The organism is Kineosporia babensis, from assembly GCF_021129305.1.
Classification (GTDB): domain Bacteria; phylum Actinomycetota; class Actinomycetes; order Actinomycetales; family Kineosporiaceae; genus Kineosporia; species Kineosporia babensis.
This window is the reverse complement of the sequence record NZ_JAJOMB010000001.1, coordinates 147,032-166,734: the sequence shown is the minus strand read 5'-3', so window position 1 is coordinate 166,734 and position 19,703 is coordinate 147,032. Positions and strand designations below refer to the sequence as shown.

Below are 19,703 nucleotides of genomic sequence, written 5' to 3'. Positions count from 1 at the left end.
GGCTCAGGGGCAGGGAAGTTGAGTCAGGGGTTCGCGGTGGTCAGCCCCTTTTCCGCCCCGCCCAGGCTTTCGACCACCTTGGTGGTGCGCTTCAGCGCGGTCTGCAGCCGGGCCCGGTCGGTGGAGCCGTACTTCTTCGTCTTCAGGGCCTTTCGCACGTCCAGCACCCGGTGCGGCGGCTTCTTGGTCATCAGCAGCGGCACGTACTCGGCCTCGGTCACCTTGAACCGCTTCGCCCCCGCCGAGCGCTCGAACGTGAACCGGGTGAGCAGACCTTCGGCGTTCGGATCGCCGGGGGTGGAGTGGTCGGCCACCAGATTGCCCAGCCCGTAGACCACCCAGGTCTTGCCGATCTTCTCCACCGGCTCCACCACGTGCGCGTGATGGCTGATGATCAGGTCCAGCTTGCCCGACTTGGCCAGCTTCGGGGCCAGGGCCTTCTGATCGGCCGAGGGAGTCTGCTGATACTCCGTACCCCAGTGCATCGCCGCCACCACTACGTCCGCCCCCTGCTTCCGGGCCCGCGTGGCGTCGCGAAGGATCCGTTCCTGAGAGATCTTGTTCGAGCGCCAGGTCTGCCCGTTCGGCCAGTCCATCCCGTTGAAACCGTACGTGTACGACAGAAATGCCACGCGGACGCCGTTCACCTTCAGGGTGGTGATCCGCTTGGACTCCTTCTGCGTGCGCGCCGACCCGGTGTGCTTGATGCCTGCCGCGTCCAGGCCGTCCAGCGTCCGGTCCACGCCGTCCGCGCCCTTGTCGAAGGTGTGGTTGCTGGCCGTGCTGCAGATGTCGTAGCCGGTTTCGGCCAGCCCGTCGGCAATCTCGGGCGGGCCGGAGAACATCGGGTAGGCCGAGTACGGTCCGCCCTTGGGCGCCAGGGGCGTCTCCAGATGACACAGCGCCACGTCCGCGCGGTTCACGTACGGCTTCACCCCAGCCAGCATCGGACCGAAGTCCATCCCGCCCGCCTGGGTGCCCTCCCCGTCCGCAATTGCCTGCTCCCACAACGACTCGTGCAGCAGCACGTCGCCGGTGGCGACCAAACTGAAACGTTCGGTCTCGGGGATCGCCGCGGGTTCGGGGGTGCTCACCTCAGCACTGCTTGAGGACGGGGTTGCGCCGGTGGCGCCCGAATCGTCCCCTGCTGGTGTGCTCCCGGAAGAACAGGACGCGAGGACGGCGCAGAGCCCGGCCCCCACCACTGGCAGGAACCGGGCTCTGATGTTCGTCGTGTGACGGCTATGACGCACGACCCGAGTATGCCGCCTAGCGCACCACCTTGAGCACGCCCGCGGGGACGCTCGTGCCCTTGATCCGCAGACTGCCGGAGTAGGTCAGGGTGAGGCGGTAGGTGCCTGCGCCCAGCTTCGGCAGGGTGACCCAGCGCGAGCCCTGGTTGGAGTAGGTGAAGTCGATGTACGAGCTCTTGCGTACCCCGTTGCGCCCGGTGGCGGTCAGGGTGACCCGGCCGGTCGGCCGGCGGGTGCCCGGGACCTTCACCTTGACCTGGGCCTTGGCGTTCTCCGAGACCCGCACCGGCTTGGCGTTGCGGTAGAAGGTCATGCTCGAGCCGACCTTGGTCGGGTTCAGCACCTGGGCGATCGGGACGCTGCGGAAGACGATGCGCTCCTTCCAGGTCTGCAGCCCGGTCTCGTACAGCACGCCCACCGAGTCGTCGATCTGCACGATGTCCGAGTACGCGCCCGGGGTGCTCTGCAGTTCCAGCTGGTAGCGCCGGCTCCAGCGGGTGCCGTCGCTGGTGCTGACGAAGATCGACATGTCGCGGCGCAGATTGCGGGTGGTGTCGCCGGGCGAGGTGAACAGCAGGACGTTGTCGTGCCGGCCGGTGGGCACCAGCGCGCTGCCCTGGACCGAGACGATCGGCAGGCTGGACTTGGTGAAGCCCTCGCCGGCCAGCGTCTCGCCGCCGTCCTTGGACACCGCCCACTGCCGGGCGGTTCCGGCCTTGGCCAGATCCTTCTTCACCCGGTAGCTGATGAACAGCTCGCCGCTGTCCAGCTCGGCGATGGTGCCTTCGATCCAGTCGCGGTTACCGGTGGTGTCGAGCTGGTGGTAGCCGTTGTGCCAGGTCTGGCCGTGGTCGTCGCTGTAGATGCCGTACCCGCCGTACAGACCTTCCTTGGTGCGATAGGCGATCGGGAAGATCAGCCGGCCCGGATGGGTGCGGCTGAGCTGGATGCCGTGGCCCGGACCGGGCAGACCCGACTTCACCCCGTCGGGCTTGACCGGGGTGTCCAGCAGCGGCGAGAAGCTCTTGCCGTCGTCGGTGCTGGTCTGCAGGTACAGGCCCTTGCCCTTACCCCCGGAGTTCTCCCGCACGGTCACGCTGGAGAACAGCAGGATGTTGCCGGTCTCGCGGTCGACCAGGGCCGAGGGGTTGGACACCCGGTTGGCGCCGTCGCTGGCGATCACCTGGGGCCGGCTCCAGGTGCAGCCGTTGTCGGTGGAGCGGGCGGTGGCGATGTCGTAGTCGCCCATGTCGCTGGCGTCGCTGTTGTCCCGGGCCTCGGCGAACGCCACCAGGGTGCCCTGGTTGGTCCGCACGATCGCCGGGATCCGGTACCAGAGCGTGCGGGCCGGCTGGCTGACGAACGGGGAGCTGACGCAGCCGGCGGCCTGGGTGCTGACCGGCGTGCTCTTCGCGGCGGGCTCGGCGAAGGAGGTGACGGCGGTGCCGAGCGCGAGGCCGGCCACGGCGGTGCAGGAAGCGATCAGGCCACCGGCGAACCGGCGGAAGCTCGGACGGGTCATTCGGCGGGGTTCATCACGTCGAGGGCCACGTAAGCCTGTTCGACACCGCCGGGTAGTACTTAAGGGTATTGCTGAGTGGAGTCGCGAACGCGGTTCCATGGATCCCCCGAGGATCAGCAGAAATCGGTCGAACTGCTGACCGTAGAGGCCTGACGATTTCGATTTCGAGTGCTAGAGCGTGAATTTGTCTGCACCGAGGCGCGTTCGGCGCACCGGTGCCGTACCGCGGGTGCGCGCTTAACCTGACTGCTGCTTGGCTGCCCGGTTCTGTGCGGTTCGCAGTGCCCGGCAAACGCCGACGGCCGGTGCTCGGAGCGACCGGGTCACGCACCCTGTCATTCCTTGCACCGGCCGCCTTCAAGGCCCGGTCCTGTTCACTGTGCGGGCGGGTTGTCCCGACCCACCCTGCGGTGGTTCAGGACCGAGCGTCCGCGGCGGTGGGGCTCAGACCGTGAAACCCCGCTGCCGGCGGAAGACCTTGCGGGCCATGAACAGCGTCTGGACCACGGTGCAGATGTAGAGCACCGGCCAGCCCAGCGACAGGATCGCCGCCTGCACGCCGATCGACTGCTGGCTCCAGGCCAGGATCAGCAGGCCGAACACCGCCGCGAAGATCACCAGCGGGAAGATGTACGCCGCGCCCCGGCCCTTCTCGGCTGCCGCCTGCGCCGCCCAGTTGTCCTTCTCCACCCGGGCGAAGAACTGGGTCCAGGCGGAGAGGAAGTGCCCGATCCGGACCCACATGTAGATCTCGGCCGGCAGCAGGAAGCAGTAGGCGATGTCGCTGGCCGACTTGTCGTGCATGGCCAGGGCCAGGCGCAGGTTCAGGGCGATCGCGATGGCCGGCGGGATCAGCCAGATCGGGTTGAACACGAAGGCGTCGATCGACAGCGCGGCGGCCAGGAGCAGCAGGAAGCTCATCCGGGTGGCGATGTTCGAGAGCATCGAGACGTTCTCGAACCAGCGCAGTCGCAGGTTCGGGTGCAGCGGCTGGCCCTTGGTGTCGCCGCGCTGGCCCGGCCACATCAGGTCGATCGCGCCGTAGTTCCACTTCACCTGCTGGCCGTGCAGCGCCCGCAGGTTGGTCATCGCGCCGACGTAGGCCCGGGCCCGGGCGCTGATCTTGGTGCTGAAGCCGGCGTCGCGGATCTGCAGGCTGAGCTTGGAGTCCTCGACCTCGGAGTCGCGCACCCAGGGGGTGTTCTGGTGGTCGCGGACCATCACGGTCTGCAGGGCGTGCATCGAGAAGATGCTGAACTGCCCGCCCAGCACCGCCATGTTCCGGCCGCGCAGCAGGTTGTCCATGTTGAACCCGGCGAACTGGGCGCGCTGGCCGGCCACCAGGAAGCGGGCCATCCCGCCGTCGATCTTGGCCTTGTCGATCGAGTAGATCGCCGAGATGCCGCCGATCCGGGGGTCGTCGACGATCTCCTTCTCCAGCCACTCCACCGCGCGGCGGTCGGCCGTGGTGTCGCCGTCGACGCCGAGCAGGTAGTCGTAGCCGCGGGCCAGCCGGAAGCCGAAGTTCAGCGCCCCGACCTTCTTGTCCGGGTTAACGCCCATGTCGTGCACGTGGATGCTGGTCTCATACGTGGTGCCCTTGACCGTGCGGCGATGCTTGCCCACGTAGCGGTTGGCGATCTCCACCGTGTCGTCGTCGGTGTTGTTCACCACCACGTGGATCACGTCGGGCAGCCGGGTCTGCGACAGCAGCGACTCCAGCACGTCGGCGATGCTGTCCTGCTCGTTGTAGGCCGGGATGATGCAGGCGATCCGGGCGTGCCGGATCACTTCCAGGTCCGGGGTGGTGGCGGCGATCGGGCCGGGCTGGGCCGGCAGGTTCAGGGCCCGGGCCGCGGCCTGCTGGCCGGCGTCGATCATCCGCTGGTGGAAGGGCCGGCTGTCCGGCTCCTGGACACTGCGGCGGGCGGGGACGTCGGTGACGACGTGGACCTCGCCGGGCTCACGGGCGATGACGATCTCGTTGCTGCTCACTGGGCTGCTCCTCGGGGGGCGCTGGTGTCTGCGGCGTTGAGCGCGACGGTGTCCAGCACGGTCTGACGGTAGAAGGCGCCCGAACCGGGCGCGGTCTCGACCAGGAGGTCGAAGCGGACGTCCAGCGAGCGGCTGGTGGCGTCGGTGCTTGCGGGGACCGCCAGGGCGGAGGTGTAGGAGTACGGCGGGGTGAGCACGAACTCGCCCTGGTCGTCGGCCAGCGCGGTCTCGGTGCCGGCACTCTTGAGAGTGGCGGCGAACCGGGTCACCTTGACCGCGTGCTTGCGGTCGGCGCCCTTCAGTTCGGCTGACAAGTGGACGTTGGTGGCGGAGTCGGCGTCGCCGGTCCAGTAGTTGATGACCAGGGAATGGTCACCGACCGGGAGCTGGTGCCGCAGCGAACCGCCGGCCAGATCGCCGCCGGCGAACGGATTCGCCTCAGTCGGCGCGGGGCTGGGCTCGGTGCTCGGCGTCGGGCCGGGGGTGCTCACGCTGGAGACCGGCGCGAGGTCGGCCGAATCCATCGTGATCGACGGGCTCATCGAGGCCCACTCGGTGGAGCAGCCGCTCAGGAGCAGCGGGAGAGTGAGGAACGAGGCCGCGAGGGCGGTCTGCTTCAGGCGCTTGCCGGGGACACGGCGCTGGCCTGCGGTGGTGCTGTTCCGGCGAGGCGTCTGGGACGGACGCTCACCGGGGGACAAGATGGTGCCCGGTCTGGACATGGAACCCCATTGCGTGACGATGGGTGTCGACTTCTTCGGTACCTCGTCGTTGAGGCGCCGTTTCCGTCGCTCTGTGTGACACCAAGTAGGCCAGCTTCGGCCGGCGTCACGGAAGGTAATCGTGGGCCTTCCCTGCGTTTGGCTCACCGACTGTCACTGTTCGAGCATCTTGCTCACGCTGGGTTGATGGCGGACGCATCTCACAGTGCCACTTGTCCCGAGATGGCCGGGTATTCGTCCTCAAGCTTGGCCGACGGGTGTCGATTAAGAGTTAGCGTTCAACCATGCCGCGCCTGGGCGTCGCACCTGCGACGACGCTCCTGACGGCGCCCGACCGACGCGGCGCGATGTCTCACTGAAGAGGTATGCAATGAAAGCCGTCCAGTACCGGAAGATCGGCCAGCGTCCCGAGGTCGTCGAGGTCGCCAAGCCGCAGCCCGGTCCCGGTCAGGTCCTGCTGAAGGTCACCGCCGCCGGCCTGTGCCACTCCGACGAGGTGGTGATGTCCGCCCCCGACGCTCTCGGCTACGAGCTGCCGATGACGCTGGGCCACGAGCCCGCCGGCATCGTCGAGGAGCTGGGCGAGGGCGCCACCGGGATCGAGGTCGGCACCCCGGTCATCGTGCACGGGTGCTGGGGCTGCGGCGTCTGCGAGATGTGCGCCGCCGGTAAGGAGATGCTCTGCCTGAACGGCATGACCTCGCCGGGGCTGGGCTCGGACGGCGCGCTGGCCGACTACATGATCGTGGACACCCCGCGCCGCCTGGTGCCGATCGGTGACCTCGACCCGGTCCGCGCGGCCTCGCTCACCGACGCTGCGCTGACTCCTTACCAGGCCATCCTTTCCGTGCTGCCGAAGCTCAAGGGTGGCACCACCACGGTGGTCATCGGCGTCGGCGGCCTGGGCCACGTGGCGGTGCAGCTGCTGCGCGAGCTCACCGGTACCCGGGTGATCGCCATGGACGTGACCCAGGACAAGCTCGACCTGGCCAAAGAGTGTGGCGCGCACGAGGTTATGCCCTCCGGCCCGGACGCGGCCGAGGCCGTGAAGAAGCTCACCGGCGGGCGTGGCGCCCACGTGGTGTTCGACTTCGTCGGGATCGACAAGACCGCCGAGCTGGCCGTGGCCTGCGCCGGGGTCGAGGGTCACGTGGTGCTGGTCGGCGCCGGGGGTGGCGGTGTGAAGGTCGGCTTCTTCACCGTGCCCTCCAACACCACCATCTCCACTTCGCTGTGGGGCGGCCGGGCCGAGCTGGGCCAGCTGGTGACCATGGCCCAGCGCGGTCAGATCCACATCCAGACGCGTACTTTCAGCCTGGACGACGTACCGAAGGCCTACCAGCTGCTGCACGAGGGGCAGATCATCGGGCGGGCCGTCGGCGTGCCGTCGCTCTAGTTCTTCAGCTGTCGCGCTGAGCGGCCTGGATCGCGGTGAGCGCGATGGTGTACACGATGTCGTCCACCAGCGCCCCGCGGGACAGGTCGTTCACCGGCTTGGCCAGGCCCTGCAGCATCGGGCCGATGCTGATCACGTCGGCGCTGCGCTGCACCGCCTTGTAAGTGGTGTTACCGGTGTTCAGGTCGGGGAACACGAAGACCGTGGCCCGGCCGGCCACCGGGCTGTCCGGGGCCTTGCTGCGCGCCACCGAGGCGATCGCCGCCGCGTCGTACTGCAGCGGTCCGTCGGCCAGCAGTTCCGGGGCCCGCTCGCGGACGATCTTCGTCGCCTCGGTCACCGCGGCCACGTCGGTGCCCGAGCCCGAGCTGCCGGTGCTGAAGCTGATCATCGCCACCCGCGGCTCGATCCCGAAAGCCTCGGCCGAGCGCGCACTCTGGATCGCGATGTCGGCCAGCTGGGAGGGCGTGGGATTGGGGTTGACCGCGCAGTCACCGTAGATGACCACCTCGTCCGGCAGGCACATGAAGAACACCGACGAGACCAGCTCGGCCCCCGGCGCGGTGCCCAGCAGCTGCAGCGCCGGGCGCACGGTGGCGGCGGTGGTGTGCACCGCGCCGGCGACCAGACCGTCCACCTCGTCCAGCCGCAGCATCATCGTGCCCAGCGTGATCGGGTCGCTCAGCTCGTCCTGGGCCCGCTCGGGGGTCATCCCCTTGTGCTTGCGGGCCTCGACCATCTTGTCCACGTAACGCTGGTCCACGTTCGTCGGGTCGATGATCTCGAGACCCTCCGGCAGCGTCAGCCCGAGACCCGCGGCCTGCTTGTGCACCTCGGCCTCGGGGGCGAGCAGGACGCACTGGGCGATCCCGCGCTGCTGGCAGGTGACGGCGGCGCGCAGGGTACGCGGCTCGCTGCCCTCCGGCAGGACGATGCGCTTCTTCACCGCCCGGGCCCGCATGGTCAGCCGGTGCCGGAAGGCCGGCGGGCTCACCCGGGTCAGGTGCGTGGTCTGCGGCAGGTCGGCCAGCCAGCCCGGGTCCAGCGAGGCCGCGACCGCCGAGGCGGCCATCCGGGCCCGCTCCTTGTCGTCGGAGGGGATGCCCGGGTCGAAAGAGTTCAGGGTGAGCGCGGTCTCGTAGCTGTAGCCGTCGGTCACCATGATCGGCAGACCGGTCGCGGCGGCGGGCTTGCACAGTTCCCACACCCGCGGATCCGGCTCCAGTCCCACGGTCAGCAGCAGGCCGGCCAGCCGCACTCCGTTCATCGCGGCCAGGCAGACGCCCAGGATCACGTCGTGCCGGTCACCGGGTACCACCACCAGCCGGCCCTCGCGCAGCAGCGGCAGCATGCCCTGCACCGACTGCGCGGCGATGATGATGTCCTTCACCCGGCGCCCGGACTCGCCCTCGCTGAGCACCTTCACGTTCAGCTCGGAGACGATGTCACTGGTGCGCGGCCAGGTCAGCTCGTCCTTGGCGGGTACCGCCCCGGCCAGCCGCAGCCCCTGCCCGGCCAGCGCGTGGTGCAGCTCGGCCTTCTGCTCGGGCGTGGTCCCGGTGACCCGGTTGACGATCGCCCCGATCACCCGGTCGTGCTCGCCCCCGCGGTAGGTCTGCGCGGTGATCGACATCGAGCCGGCCGTGCGGCTGTGGTCGCCCTCCCCGTCGGCCGCGCTGACCAGCACCACGTCCGCGTCGAAGGCCTTGGCCAGAGCCAGGTTCACCCGGCCGGAGTAGACCCCGCCGGCGCCGCTGGCCAGGCCCTCGACGATCACCACGTCGTGCTCGGCCAGGATCGGCTCGGCCGCCTCGACGGCCTGCTGCATGAGGACGTCCAGGCTGTTCTCGCTGAGCAGCTGCTCGGCCTGCTGGGCCGGCATCGGCTCCGGCGGCTCGAGCGTGGAGATCAGCCGGATCAGCGCGGTCGAGGCGTCGCGGACACCTTCGCGTTCGTGGAACTGGGCCAGCGGCTTGAAGAAGCCGACGTCCACCCCACGTTGCTGCAACGCCGCGACCACGCCCAGACACGTGGTGGTGAGGCCGGAACCATGTCCGGTGGGGACCATCAGCAGGGTGCGGGTCATCGAGCACTCCAATTAGGGCGGCGCACTGCTCGCGACCAGCCTGCCCTGCGGAAAGCCTCCTTGCCCTCCCAGCTGACGAGCAGTTGTCTGGACAGGACGTTACCGAGGGGAACTAGGTCCCGGCGCGCCCGGGCCGTCCGTCCTGACCACGGATTTCGTGATCATCGGCACGGCCGTGGCGTTCGCTACATCCGGTCCGGTTTTCCACAGGCCACCGGGCCCGGCCCGCAGCGCAACTACAATCGCCGGGGTGACTGCGCAGACCTCGCCCAACGAATCTGCCCTGAACGACCTCTCCGTCGCCGATCCGGCCCTGGAGGTGCTGCACCGGGTCTTCGGCTACGACGCGTTCCGCGGCAGCCAGCGCGAGATCGTCGATCAGGTCATCGGCGGTGGCGACGCCCTGGTGCTGATGCCCACCGGCGGTGGCAAGTCGCTCTGCTATCAGATTCCCGCTCTGGTCCGGCCCGGCGTCGGCGTGGTCATCTCCCCGCTGATCGCCCTCATGCAGGATCAGGTGGACGCGCTGCAGGCACTCGGGGTGCGGGCCGGCTTCCTCAACTCCAGCCAGGACCTGGAGACCCGCCGCCAGGTCGAGAAGGCCTTCCTGGCCGACGAACTCGACCTGCTGTACCTGGCGCCCGAGGCGCTCGGCGGCGGTACCTCGGCCACCTGGCGGCTGCTCGAGCGCGGCAACATCGCGCTGTTCGCGATCGACGAGGCGCACTGTGTGGCCCAGTGGGGTCACGACTTCCGGCCCGACTACCTGGCCCTGTCCATGCTGCACGAGCGCTGGCCCGACGTACCGCGCATCGCCCTCACCGCCACCGCCACCTCGCGCACCCACGAGGAGATCGCGCAGCGGCTGAACCTGCAGCAGGCCCGGCACTTCGTGGCCAGCTTCGACCGGCCCAACATCCAGTACCGGATCGTGCCGAAGAACTCGCCCAGCAAGCAGTTGCTCGACCTGCTGCGCACCGAGCACAACGGGGACGCGGGCATCGTCTACTGCCTGTCCCGGGCCTCGGTCGAGAAGACCGCCGAGACGCTGAGCGCGGCCGGGATCCCCGCCCTGCCGTACCACGCCGGGCTGGACCAGCGGGTGCGGGCGGCCAACCAGTCCCGGTTCCTGCGGGAGGACGGCCTGGTGATGGTGGCGACGATCGCGTTCGGGATGGGCATCGACAAGCCGGACGTGCGGTTCGTGGTGCACCTGGACCTGCCCAAGTCGATCGAGGGCTACTACCAGGAGACCGGCCGGGCCGGGCGGGACGGTCAGCCCTCCACCGCCTGGATGGCCTACGGCATGGCCGACGTGGTGCAGCAGCGCCGGATGATCGATTCGTCGGAGGGCGACCTTGCGCACCGCCGCAAGCTCTCCACCCATCTCGACGCCATGCTTGCGCTCTGCGAGACCGTCGACTGCCGGCGGATCCGGCTGCTGAACTACTTCGGCCAGGAGGCCGAACCGTGCGGTAACTGCGACACCTGCCTGAACCCGCCGCAGACCTGGGACGGCACCGTCCCCGCGCAGAAACTGCTGTCCACCGTCTACCGGCTGCAGAGCGAGCGGAACCAGAAGTTCGGCGCCGGGCAGTCGATCGACATCCTGCTGGGCAAGAAGACCGAGAAGGTCACCAAGTTCCGGCACGACCAGCTCAGCGTGTTCGGCATCGGTACCGAGCTGAGCGAGTCGCAGTGGCGCGGCGTGGTGCGCCAGCTGCTGGCCAACAACCTGCTGGCGGTCGAGGGCGAGTACAGCACCCTTACCCTCACCGACGGCAGCGCCGCCGTACTGCGCCGCGAGCGCGAGGTGATGATGCGCCGCGAACCGGAGAAGCCGGCCCGCTCGTCGGGCTCCTCCGGTGGCTCGTCGAAGAAGCCGGTGGTGGAGTTGCCGCCCGAGGCGGCGCCGGTGTTCGAGCGGCTGCGGGCCTGGCGGGCCGGGGTGGCCAAGGAGCAGGGGCTGCCCGCCTACGTGATCTTCCACGACAAGACGCTGCGGCAGATCGCCACCCAGCTGCCGCGCACCCTGGAGCAGCTCGGCACGGTGGACGGGGTGGGGCAGGCCAAACTGGAGCGCTACGGCGAGCAGGTCCTCAAGGCCCTGACCCAGGAGTAGATCGGTCGGCCGCGGGCGTTGTACCGGTGGGACCGGCGAGTGCACTGGGGAGGCCATGACCGAGAAGAAGCCCGCCTACCTGCGACACGAGGACTGGGTGGAGCGTCAGCTGCGCGAGGCTCGGCAGCGTGGTGCCTTCGACAACCTGGAGGGCGCCGGCAAGCCGCTGCGTAATCTGGATCGGCCCTTCACCGCGGAACAGTGGGCCCAGGACTGGGTGGAGCGCTCCGGCGGTGACATGCATGCCTTTCTGCCGCCCCTGCTGATCCTGCGTAAGGAGCGGGCCGCGCTACTGGCCGCCCTGCCCACGGTCGGCTCCGAGGAAGTGCTGCGCGAGACCATCGCCGACTTCAATCACCGCCTGCTGGATCAGTACCGCCGGCCGATGGACGGGCCGCTGATCGCGGTCGGCGTGATCGACGCGGACGAGACCGTGGCGCTCTGGCGGCAGGTACGTCCGGCACCGGAACCAGTTCCACCGCCGAAGCCCACCCCCACGAAACCGAACTGGTTCACCCGACTGCGCAACCGCGTCTCCAATTGGCGCTTCGGGGCATCCGGGGGATGAATGGCGCCCAGCCACCCGAAAAGGCCCTGGCCGTAAGGACCCAGGAATCCCCGGGCCGGATCGGTGGCCCGGGGAAACCTTTTCAGGAGAGCGGAAGCCGGGAGACGCCGCTGTCCACCTCGTCGTCGGTGGTGTCATGCTCGTGATTGCGCCAGGCGCCGCGATCACTCGGCCGGGTCGGCCGGGCGGCGTCGTCCGGTCCCAGGTCCCTGCGGCTCTGGTCGTCGGGCGGTCCTAGAGACATCGTCGTCCTCCCTCACTGGGTGTCAGACAACGCTACGCCGGGTGGAGAATCAGCGGGCGCCGGGCCACCCGGCCGGGCTACCCTGCACCCGCCGGAACCCGGGGAGCCTTGACCTCAAGTGGGGTTCAGCCGCCAATCTGAACAGAACCACGGGCCAGGGACCGATGAGAACCGGCCCCGGCCTCAGTCCGATCAGACGACACGACAAGCAGAACTTCCTCAGGAGGGGTGCGATGACCGACCTGGCTATCGAAACGGCCGGTCTGGTGAAGGTGTTCGGCGAGATGCGGGCCGTGGACGGGGTGGATCTGCAGATCCCCGCCGGTGGGGTGTACGGGGTACTGGGGCCGAACGGCGCCGGGAAGACCACCACCATCCGGATGCTGGCCACGCTGCTCGAGCCGGACGGGGGCACCGCCACCGTGCTGGGGCACGACGTTGTCCGGGAGGCCGCCGAGGTGCGCTCCCGGGTGGCCCTGACCGGCCAGTTCGCCTCGCTCGACGAGGACCTGACCGGGATGGAGAACCTGCTGCTGCTCAGCCGGCTCTACGGCTACTCCCGGGCGGCGGCGAAGGCCCGGGCCACCGAGCTGCTGGCCGCGTTCGACCTCGGCGATGCGGCGAACAAGCAGGTCAAGGCCTACTCCGGCGGTATGCGCAGGCGGATCGACATCGCCGGCAGCATCGTCGTGCGGCCCGATCTGATGTTCCTCGACGAGCCGACCACCGGTCTGGACCCGCGCAGCCGCAACCAGGTCTGGGAGATCGTCCGGGCCCTGGTCGGCGCGGGCACCACGATCCTGCTGACCACGCAGTACCTGGAGGAGGCCGACCAGCTGGCCGACCGGATCGCGGTGATCGACCACGGCAAGGTGATCGCCGAGGGCACCAGCGGTCAGCTCAAGGCCTCGGTCGGCTCCGGCGCGGTCAAGGTCCGGGTGGCCGACCCCGCCGATCGGAGCGAGGTGGCCCGCCTCCTGGGCGAAAGTCTGGGCGCGGAGCCGGTGCTGGAGTCCGACCCGGCCTCGGTGTCGCTGCGGGTGTCCGACCCCACCGCGGTGGCCGGGGCCCTGCAGCGGGTCGGCGACCACGGCCTGGTGATCAGTGAGTACTCGCTCGGGCAGCCCAGTCTCGACGAGGTGTTCCTCGCCCTGACCGGCCGCCCGGCCGAGGAGACGCAGGAGAAGGAGGTACCGGCATGAGTACCGGTGAGGTGGTAACCCCGAAACCGGCCCCCGGCGCCGGGATGGACCAGCGGATCATCGCGGCCCTGGGCTCGGGCGAGCGCCCGCCCCGGGCCAGCGCAGTGAACTCCTCGCTGACCTTCGGCTGGCGCGCCCTGCTGAAGATCAAGCACGTCCCCGAGCAACTGTTCGACGTGACCATGTTCCCGATCATGTTCACGCTGATGTTCACCTACGTCTTCGGCGGCGCGGTCTCCGGCTCGCCGAAGGAGTACCTGCAGTACGCCCTGCCCGGGATCCTGGTCCAGACCATCATCTTCATCACCATGTACACCGCGATGACGATCAACCAGGACATCGAGAAGGGGGTCTTCGACCGGATCCGCTCGCTGCCCGTCTGGCGGCCGTCGCTGCTGGTCGGGGCCCTGCTCGGAGACACCCTGCGGTACCTGATGGCCTCCACGATCGTGCTGGTCGTGGGCGTGCTGATCGGCTACCGGGCGCCGGGTGGCTTCGTCGGCGTGATCGGCGCGGTGGGCCTGCTGCTGATCTTCTGCTTCTCGCTCAGCTGGTTGTGGCTGATCCTGGGGCTGAAGGTGCGTACGCCCAACGCGGTGATGGGCATGGCGATGATGATCCTGTTCCCGCTCACCTTCGTCAGCTCGGTGTTCGCCCCGCCGGAGACCATGCCGGGCTGGCTGCAGTCGTTCGTGGACGTCAACCCGGTCACCTTGCTGGTCGAGGCGGCCCGGGGGCTGATGAACGACAGTCCGGACGGCGGCGACATCCTCTTCGTGCTCGGCGCCTCGGCCGTGCTGGTCGTGGTGTTCGCACCGATCGCGCTGCGGATGTACAACCGGAAATCCTGAAAACCCTCGAGGCTCCCCACCCATGGACGGTGGGGAGCCTCGAGCGGTTTGCGGTGGCTGACGGGCCAGGCCGGTTTGCGACGAGAACCGGGCAGAAGTTCCCGGGTCGAGCCGCGAGCGTGGTCACACCCGGCGGCATGGCAAACTCTGCGGCCATGAACTCCCGCTTGGTCACCGCGTTCCGCGTCGTCGCCTTCGCCGAGGCGGTCAGCTGGCTGGGCCTGCTGATCGGCATGTTCATCAAGTACGTGCCGGAGACCACCGAGGCGGGCGTGCAGATCTTCGGCCCGATCCACGGCGGCGTCTTCATGGCCTACGTGGCGCTCACCCTGGTGGTCTCGCGCACCCAGCGCTGGTCGGTGATCACCACGCTGGTGGCGCTCGCGGCGTCCATCCCGCCGTTCGCCACCGTGGCCTTCGAGCTGTGGGCGAAGAAGACCGGCAAGCTCGAGCAGCCGGCCCTCGCCACCAGCGCCGCCTGAGCTCAGCCGCATCTCCGCCCGGCATCAGCTCAGGCGGCCGGGAAGAGGCCGTTCAGGTAGTCCTGGGTGTAGAACTCGGCCGGGTCCTTGGCCAGCGAGGCCTTCACGTAGGCGCTCCAGTCGTCGGCCAGCACCTCCTGCTTCCCGGCCTCCAGCCCGTCCAGCGCGGCGGTGACCACCTGGGCCGGAGTCAGCAGCGGCCCGGTCCAGCCCTCGGGCACCATGTCGGTGTCCGCCATGCCCAGCAGCACGCCCACCACCTGCGTCTTCTGCGGGAACAGCTCCACCCGCAGGCTGTTGGTCAGCGACCACTGCGCCGCCTTGGCCGCCGAGTAGCCCCCGCCGCCCCCGTTGTACGAGAACCAGCTCATCGCGGACAGGATGTTGATCATCCCGCCGCCCCCGTTCGCGCCCAGGATCGGGGCGAAGGCCCGCGAGACGTTCAGCGTGCCGTAGAAGAGCGTGTCCATCTCCCGTCGCACCCCCTCCAGCTGGTCGGTCAGGAAGGCCGCGCCGGTCGAGATCCCGGCGTTGTTGACCACCAGCGAGACGTCTGTCGCGATCGCCGCGGCAGCCTTCACCGACTCCGGGTCGGTGATGTCCAGCTGGATCGCCTCGACCCCGGGCAGGTCCACCTGGGAGGGCGTCCGGGCCGCCGCGTAGACCTTCGCCGCCCCGCGTTCCAGCAGGTGAGCGGCCATTGCGCGGCCGAGCCCACGGTTGGCCCCGGTGACCAGGGCGACAGATCCGGCAACCTTCATGACGTGCTCCTCGTGCGCTGACCGCCCCCGCTGGGCGGCATCTGCGGTTACGCTAAAACCTGACATCAATGTGAGGGGCAAGAGCATGCGTATCGGTGAACTGGCGGAACGTTCCGGCGTCAGCGTGCGGTCCCTGCGGTACTACGAGGAGCAGGAACTGCTGCAGTCCGAGCGCAGCTCCAGCGGGCAGCGGCACTACGCCGAGCACGCGGTGGAGCGGGTCGGCCTGATCCAGTTGCTCTTCGCCGCAGGCCTTTCCAGCAAGACCATCCAGGCGCTGATCCCGTGCACGATCACCGGGGTCTCGACCGACGAGACCAAGGCCCTGCTGCTGGCCGAGCGAGACCGGATCGACCGGCAGATGGCCGATCTGGCCGCCGCCCGGGCCCGGCTGGACGAGATCGTCGACATCGCCTTCGACCCGACCCTGCCCTGCGCGCACCAGGATTCACCCGAGAAGGTCAGCGCGGCTTGAGCCGAGTCACCCCGCTGCCGATGCACAGCCACATGAGCGACGACACCTTGGCGATGGGCACGATGACGCTGGAGCCGGTGCCGGTCGCTGCGGGGGACCCGATCCTGCGACTGTTCGCCAGCATCGCCGAGCAGGCCTCGTTCGAGCTCGGGATCACCGTGGCGGTGGACGGAGCCCTGGTCTCCGGGGCCCTGGTCGGGCAGGACGAATGGCTGCGGCTGCTGGGCCAGACCATGAACGGCGGCGAGTCGATCGCCACCTCGCTGCGCCGCTACCTGAACAAGGGCCTGCACGAGGCGGTCACCGAGGTGATCGAGCCGATGCGCAACGACCCGCGGCCCGAGGAGTACGAGTACCTGCACCTGAAGAACGCTCGGTACGTGATGGGGGAGACGTTCGTGCCCACCCCGCCGGGCGATCCGGTGCTGTGGCGGGGCCGGATCGAGCACATCTCGGGCTGGAGCTGGGGCACGCTCTCAACACCCGGCTGAGGACGCGAGAACGCCCGGCCACCGCAGCGGCCGGGCGTCCTCGAAGCTGTTACTTGGGCAGGCTGCCCTGGTAGATGTAGTTGCGGCCGGTGCCGCCGTACAGCTTGTCCTTGCCGCTGTCGCCACCGATCACGTCGCTGCCGGCGTTGCCGTAGATCGTGTCGACACCGGAACCACCGGTCAGGATGTCGTCACCCTTGCCGCCGCTGATCCAGTCCTTGCCCGCGTCGCCGGTGATGATGTCCATACCCGCGTCACCGTAGAGCTTGTCGTTGCCCGAGTTGCCGAGGATCACGTCGTCGCCGCTGCCGCCGTACACCAGGTCGTTGCCCGCGCCGGCCAGGATCTGGTCGAAGCCCGCGTCGCCGTAGATCTTGTCGTTCCCGGCGCCCCCGCTGATCAGGTCGTCGCCCTTGCCCGCGCAGATGATGTCGTTGCCGCCCCGGCCCTCGATGTAGTCGGCCCCGCCGAGGGCGACGATCACGTCGACGCCCTGGGTGCCGACCAGCGAGTCGTCGCCGTTGGTCCCGACGATGGTCGCGGTCTTGCCGCCACACTTCAGCGGGGCGGCCTGCGCCGAACCGGCGGTACCCAGCGCCAGGGCGCCGAGGACGACGGCCGACATGCTGAGGATCGCAAAACGCTTACGCACGTTCACGAAGGTGCTCCCTGAATTCGTCCGGTTCCCGTCCGTGGGATCCGGGCTGCTGCCGCGAGAATGCCCGCGGGACTGTGACGGTACTGATCGGTCACCAACGCCGCGGCGTTATGATCTGTGACCTGCTCCACAGTTTTTCATCAGGGTTCGTCCGGTTTTGTCAGCGGGTCCCATTGCCCTGGTAGACGGAATCCGCGCCCGCCCCACCGGAAAGCTTGTCCTTACCCGCGCCACCGGCCAGGTAGTCGGCCCCCTCACCGCCCAGAAGCGTGTCGTTCCCGGCATTCCCGCGCAGGTCGTCGGCGCCGTCACCGCCGGATAGGTAGTCGTTGCCGGTGCCTCCGGACATCTTGTCGGCGCCAGAATTGCCGTAGATCTTGTCCGCGCCGGCCCCGCCGAGGATCGTGTCGGTGCCGGAACCGCCCCATAGCCGGTCGTTTCCAGAATTGCCGGAGATCAGGTCCACCCCGGCGTCGCCCTGGACGCGGTCGTTGCCGGTGCCTCCGGAGATGACGTCGTTGCCGTCGCCGCCACAGATCAGGTCGTTGCCGCCGTTGCCCTCGATGAAGTCGTTGCCTGCCAGACCGACGATCACGTCGTCCCCGTCGGTGCCGATCAGGGTGTCGGCGGCCGAGGTGCCGACCATGGTGGCGCGCTTGCCCTGACACTTCGGCACGGCCGCACTCGCGGTGCCGGCCAGACCGACAACCAGGGCGCCGGCCACGGATGAGATGGCGATCTGCCTACCCAGGGTCACGAACGTCTCCTTTGATCGGGTCGTGGTGCCCTGCGAGGCTAGCTTACGAAATGGTAACGGTGCTCACGCGTCCTGCTCTTGGCCGTTCAGCCAGGTCAGCATTCGCCCGGCCCGGGTGCTGTCGGTCTTGGCCGCGACCTCGGAGGCCAGATCGAGCACGGTGACCCCGCGTAGCGAATCCCGCCAGGCCCGCTCGGCCACGGCCATGGTGCGAGCGATGCCGCACGGCTCCAGGCACTGCTCCGGGGTGCCGGCGAAGGGCCCGCGCTGGCGGATCTCGCTGCAGACGAAGGCGGGCCGGCCGCCGTCCACGGCCCGGACGATGTCGTAGACCGAGATCTCCTCGGGCGGCCGGGCCAGCGTGTAGCCGCCGTCCTTGCCCTGGACCGACCGGATGATCTTCGCTCGGGACAGCGCCTGCAGTTGCTTGGCCAGGTAGCTGCCCGAGACGTCGTGGAACTCGGCCAGTCGGGCGGCCGGCACCGGGCGGTCGGCGGCGGTGAGCACCACGCAGCAGTGCACTGCCCACTCCACGCCGTCGGACATCTTCATCCGCACATCGTAGTTGACTCGGACTGTTCTTGTCCGAGTACAGTTCAGTTACTCGGACAAGAAAGGTCCGAGTTACCGAGCGAAGAGGTGACAGGTCATGAAGGTCGTCGTGATCGGTGGCAGCGGTCTGATCGGTTCGCAAGTGGTCGGCATGCTGAGCGAGCAGGGGCATGAGGTGGTCGCGGCCTCGCCGTCCACCGGCGTCGACACCATCACCGGCGAGGGCGTGGCGGCCGCCCTGGCCGGGGCTCAGGTGGTGGTGGACGTGTCCAACACCCCCGACTTCGCCGCTGCCCAGGAGTTCTTCACCACCTCCACCGCCACCCTGCTCAAGGCCGAGGCGGAGGCCGGGGTGGGGCACCACGTGGTGCTTTCCATCGTCGGCGCCGATCGCGTGCCCGACAGCGGGTACATGCTGGCCAAGGTCGCCCAGGAAGAAGCAGCCACGGCCGGGGCGGCGGGCTTCTCGATCGTCCGGGCCACCCAGTTCTTCGAGTTCGCAGCCGGTATCGCGGCGATGTCCCAGCAGGGCGACACCGTGCATCTGCCCACCGCCTCGGTCCAGCCGATCGCCTCCGCCGAGGTCGCCCGGATCCTGGCCGAGGTCGCGGTGGGCGAACCGCGCAACACCCGCCTCGACGTGGCCGGCCCGCAGCGCTTCGGGCTGGCCGAGTTCATCCGCCTCGCAATGCCACAGGCCGACGTGGTCGCCGACGAAAAGGCCCTGTACGCGGGCGCGAAGGTCGAGCAGGACAGCCTCGTGCCACTCGGCGAGGCCACGATCTCGCCGATCACCCTGGCCGCCTGGCAGGAGGCTCAGCGATGAGGATCGCGGTGGCCGGCGGCACCGGCCGGGTGGGCCGGCCCGTGATCGACGTGATCACCGAACGCGGCCACGACCCGGTCCTGCTCACCCGCTCGGCGGGCGTGGACCTCGTCACCGGGCAGGGTCTTGACCTGGCCGGCGTGGACGCCGTGATCGACGTGACCTCGGTGTCCACCCTGAACCGGGCCGCCTCGGAGGGCTTCTTCGGCGCCGTGGCCAGGAACCTGCTGGCCGCCGAGCAGGTCGCCGGGGTGCGCCACCACCTGGCCCTGTCGATCGTCGGCATCGACCATGCGCCGAGCGGTTACTACCACGGGAAGCTCTTGCAGGAGAGGCTGATCGAGGCCGGCGAGGTGCCCTGGACCATCCTGCGCGCCACCCAGTTCCACGAGTTCGCCCCGCAGGTCCTGGGGCAGATCGGCCTGGGCCCGGTGCACCTGATCCCGGTGATGCGCAACCAGCCGGTGGCGGCCCGCGAGGTCGCGCAGCACCTGGTTGATCTGGCCCTGAAGCCCGCGGCCGGGCGGGTCCCCGATCTCGGCGGCCCGCGCGAGGAGCGGATGGTCGAGATGGTCCGGGCCTACCTGAAACGCACTGGCCGGCGCGGTTTCGTGATCCCACTACCGGTTCCGGGGGCCTCCGGCCGGGCGATGCGCGACGGCACGCTGGTTGCCGGGCCGGGCGCGGTGCACGGCACCCAGACCTACGCCGAGTGGCTCGCCGAGCTCGAAGGCTGAGCC

At 69.2% G+C, this 19,703-nt stretch carries 20 protein-coding genes; 10 read left to right on the top strand and 10 right to left on the bottom strand.

All coding sequences use genetic code 11. The features are described from left to right. Nucleotides 1-23: 23 nt before the first annotated feature. The 4 genes from LR394_RS00735 to LR394_RS00720 all read right to left on the bottom strand — a co-directional run bounded on the left by LR394_RS00735 (nucleotide 24) and on the right by LR394_RS00720 (nucleotide 5,492). Nucleotides 24-1,094 (bottom strand): CapA family protein, encoded by a 1,071-nt coding sequence (locus LR394_RS00735; RefSeq protein WP_231438333.1) that lies wholly within the window; start codon nucleotides 1,092-1,094, stop codon nucleotides 24-26. Between the two features lie 175 nt (nucleotides 1,095-1,269). Next, nucleotides 1,270-2,775 carry a sialidase family protein gene (locus LR394_RS00730; protein WP_231438332.1) on the bottom strand — a complete coding sequence of 502 codons (1,506 nt, stop codon included), beginning with the start codon at nucleotides 2,773-2,775 and terminating at the stop codon, nucleotides 1,270-1,272. Between the two features lie 444 nt (nucleotides 2,776-3,219). Continuing rightward, nucleotides 3,220-4,770, bottom strand: coding sequence for a glycosyltransferase family 2 protein (locus LR394_RS00725; RefSeq protein WP_231438331.1), 1,551 nt, complete (start codon nucleotides 4,768-4,770; stop codon nucleotides 3,220-3,222). Further along, nucleotides 4,767-5,492 carry a hypothetical protein gene (locus LR394_RS00720; protein ID WP_231438330.1) on the bottom strand — a complete coding sequence of 242 codons (726 nt, stop codon included), beginning with the start codon at nucleotides 5,490-5,492 and terminating at the stop codon, nucleotides 4,767-4,769. The genes LR394_RS00725 and LR394_RS00720 overlap by 4 nt, the downstream gene beginning before the upstream one ends. A gap of 370 nt (nucleotides 5,493-5,862) precedes the next feature. On the opposite strand from LR394_RS00720, the gene LR394_RS00715 reads away from it, so the two are divergent. Beyond that, on the top strand, nucleotides 5,863-6,888 hold the full coding sequence (locus tag LR394_RS00715; protein WP_231438329.1) for an NAD(P)-dependent alcohol dehydrogenase: 1,026 nt from the start codon (nucleotides 5,863-5,865) through the stop codon (nucleotides 6,886-6,888). A gap of 4 nt (nucleotides 6,889-6,892) precedes the next feature. Here the strand turns inward: LR394_RS00715 and pta are convergent, their stop codons facing one another. Continuing rightward, nucleotides 6,893-8,974: a phosphate acetyltransferase gene (gene pta / locus LR394_RS00710; RefSeq protein WP_231438328.1), complete on the bottom strand. Its 2,082-nt coding sequence runs from the start codon at nucleotides 8,972-8,974 to the stop codon at nucleotides 6,893-6,895. A 250-nt stretch (nucleotides 8,975-9,224) separates the two neighbouring features. Here pta and recQ point away from each other — a divergent pair, with 250 nt between their 5' ends. Continuing rightward, nucleotides 9,225-11,096 (top strand): DNA helicase RecQ, encoded by a 1,872-nt coding sequence (recQ, locus tag LR394_RS00705; protein WP_231438327.1) that lies wholly within the window; start codon nucleotides 9,225-9,227, stop codon nucleotides 11,094-11,096. Between the two features lie 55 nt (nucleotides 11,097-11,151). Further along, entirely contained in the window at nucleotides 11,152-11,664 is a 513-nt protein-coding gene (locus LR394_RS00700) for a DnaJ family domain-containing protein (protein ID WP_231438326.1), read from the top strand. An 82-nt stretch (nucleotides 11,665-11,746) separates the two neighbouring features. On the opposite strand, the gene LR394_RS00695 is transcribed toward LR394_RS00700, so the two are convergent. Next, the gene (locus tag LR394_RS00695) at nucleotides 11,747-11,908 is read right to left on the bottom strand and encodes a hypothetical protein (RefSeq protein WP_231438325.1); all 162 of its coding nucleotides are present in this window, start codon (nucleotides 11,906-11,908) and stop codon (nucleotides 11,747-11,749) included. Nucleotides 11,909-12,141: 233 nt separating this feature from the next. Between LR394_RS00695 and LR394_RS00690 the strand changes: the two genes are divergently transcribed. The 3 genes from LR394_RS00690 to LR394_RS00680 all read left to right on the top strand — a co-directional run bounded on the left by LR394_RS00690 (nucleotide 12,142) and on the right by LR394_RS00680 (nucleotide 14,443). Next, nucleotides 12,142-13,110 (top strand): ATP-binding cassette domain-containing protein, encoded by a 969-nt coding sequence (locus LR394_RS00690; RefSeq protein WP_231438324.1) that lies wholly within the window; start codon nucleotides 12,142-12,144, stop codon nucleotides 13,108-13,110. Then, nucleotides 13,107-13,961, top strand: a complete 855-nt coding sequence (locus LR394_RS00685) for an ABC transporter permease (protein ID WP_231438323.1) — start codon at nucleotides 13,107-13,109, stop codon at nucleotides 13,959-13,961. The genes LR394_RS00690 and LR394_RS00685 overlap by 4 nt, the downstream gene beginning before the upstream one ends. A gap of 155 nt (nucleotides 13,962-14,116) precedes the next feature. Further along, nucleotides 14,117-14,443, top strand: coding sequence for a DUF3817 domain-containing protein (locus tag LR394_RS00680; RefSeq protein ID WP_231438322.1), 327 nt, complete (start codon nucleotides 14,117-14,119; stop codon nucleotides 14,441-14,443). A gap of 29 nt (nucleotides 14,444-14,472) precedes the next feature. Here LR394_RS00680 and LR394_RS00675 read toward each other — a convergent pair whose 3' ends face one another. After that, on the bottom strand, nucleotides 14,473-15,204 hold the full coding sequence (locus LR394_RS00675) for an SDR family oxidoreductase (RefSeq protein ID WP_231438321.1): 732 nt from the start codon (nucleotides 15,202-15,204) through the stop codon (nucleotides 14,473-14,475). An 85-nt stretch (nucleotides 15,205-15,289) separates the two neighbouring features. Here LR394_RS00675 and LR394_RS00670 point away from each other — a divergent pair, with 85 nt between their 5' ends. Both LR394_RS00670 and gvpU read left to right on the top strand, forming a co-directional pair. Further along, nucleotides 15,290-15,679: a MerR family transcriptional regulator gene (locus LR394_RS00670; protein WP_231438320.1), complete on the top strand. Its 390-nt coding sequence runs from the start codon at nucleotides 15,290-15,292 to the stop codon at nucleotides 15,677-15,679. After that, on the top strand, nucleotides 15,676-16,170 hold the full coding sequence (gene gvpU / locus LR394_RS00665) for a gas vesicle accessory protein GvpU (RefSeq protein ID WP_231438319.1): 495 nt from the start codon (nucleotides 15,676-15,678) through the stop codon (nucleotides 16,168-16,170). Before LR394_RS00670 ends, gvpU begins: the two co-directional genes overlap by 4 nt. Before the next feature lie 49 nt (nucleotides 16,171-16,219). Here the strand turns inward: gvpU and LR394_RS00660 are convergent, their stop codons facing one another. From LR394_RS00660 to LR394_RS00650, 3 genes are all read right to left on the bottom strand, one after another. After that, on the bottom strand, nucleotides 16,220-16,828 hold the full coding sequence (locus LR394_RS00660; RefSeq protein ID WP_231438318.1) for a calcium-binding protein: 609 nt from the start codon (nucleotides 16,826-16,828) through the stop codon (nucleotides 16,220-16,222). A gap of 160 nt (nucleotides 16,829-16,988) precedes the next feature. Further along, nucleotides 16,989-17,585 (bottom strand): calcium-binding protein, encoded by a 597-nt coding sequence (locus LR394_RS00655; protein WP_231438317.1) that lies wholly within the window; start codon nucleotides 17,583-17,585, stop codon nucleotides 16,989-16,991. A 63-nt stretch (nucleotides 17,586-17,648) separates the two neighbouring features. Beyond that, nucleotides 17,649-18,137: an RrF2 family transcriptional regulator gene (locus LR394_RS00650; RefSeq protein WP_231438316.1), complete on the bottom strand. Its 489-nt coding sequence runs from the start codon at nucleotides 18,135-18,137 to the stop codon at nucleotides 17,649-17,651. A gap of 97 nt (nucleotides 18,138-18,234) precedes the next feature. Between LR394_RS00650 and LR394_RS00645 the strand changes: the two genes are divergently transcribed. Both LR394_RS00645 and LR394_RS00640 read left to right on the top strand, forming a co-directional pair. Continuing rightward, the gene (locus LR394_RS00645; protein ID WP_231438315.1) at nucleotides 18,235-18,963 is read left to right on the top strand and encodes an SDR family oxidoreductase; all 729 of its coding nucleotides are present in this window, start codon (nucleotides 18,235-18,237) and stop codon (nucleotides 18,961-18,963) included. Continuing rightward, entirely contained in the window at nucleotides 18,960-19,700 is a 741-nt protein-coding gene (locus LR394_RS00640; RefSeq protein ID WP_231438314.1) for an SDR family oxidoreductase, read from the top strand. The genes LR394_RS00645 and LR394_RS00640 overlap by 4 nt, the downstream gene beginning before the upstream one ends. Nucleotides 19,701-19,703 lie beyond the last annotated feature (3 nt).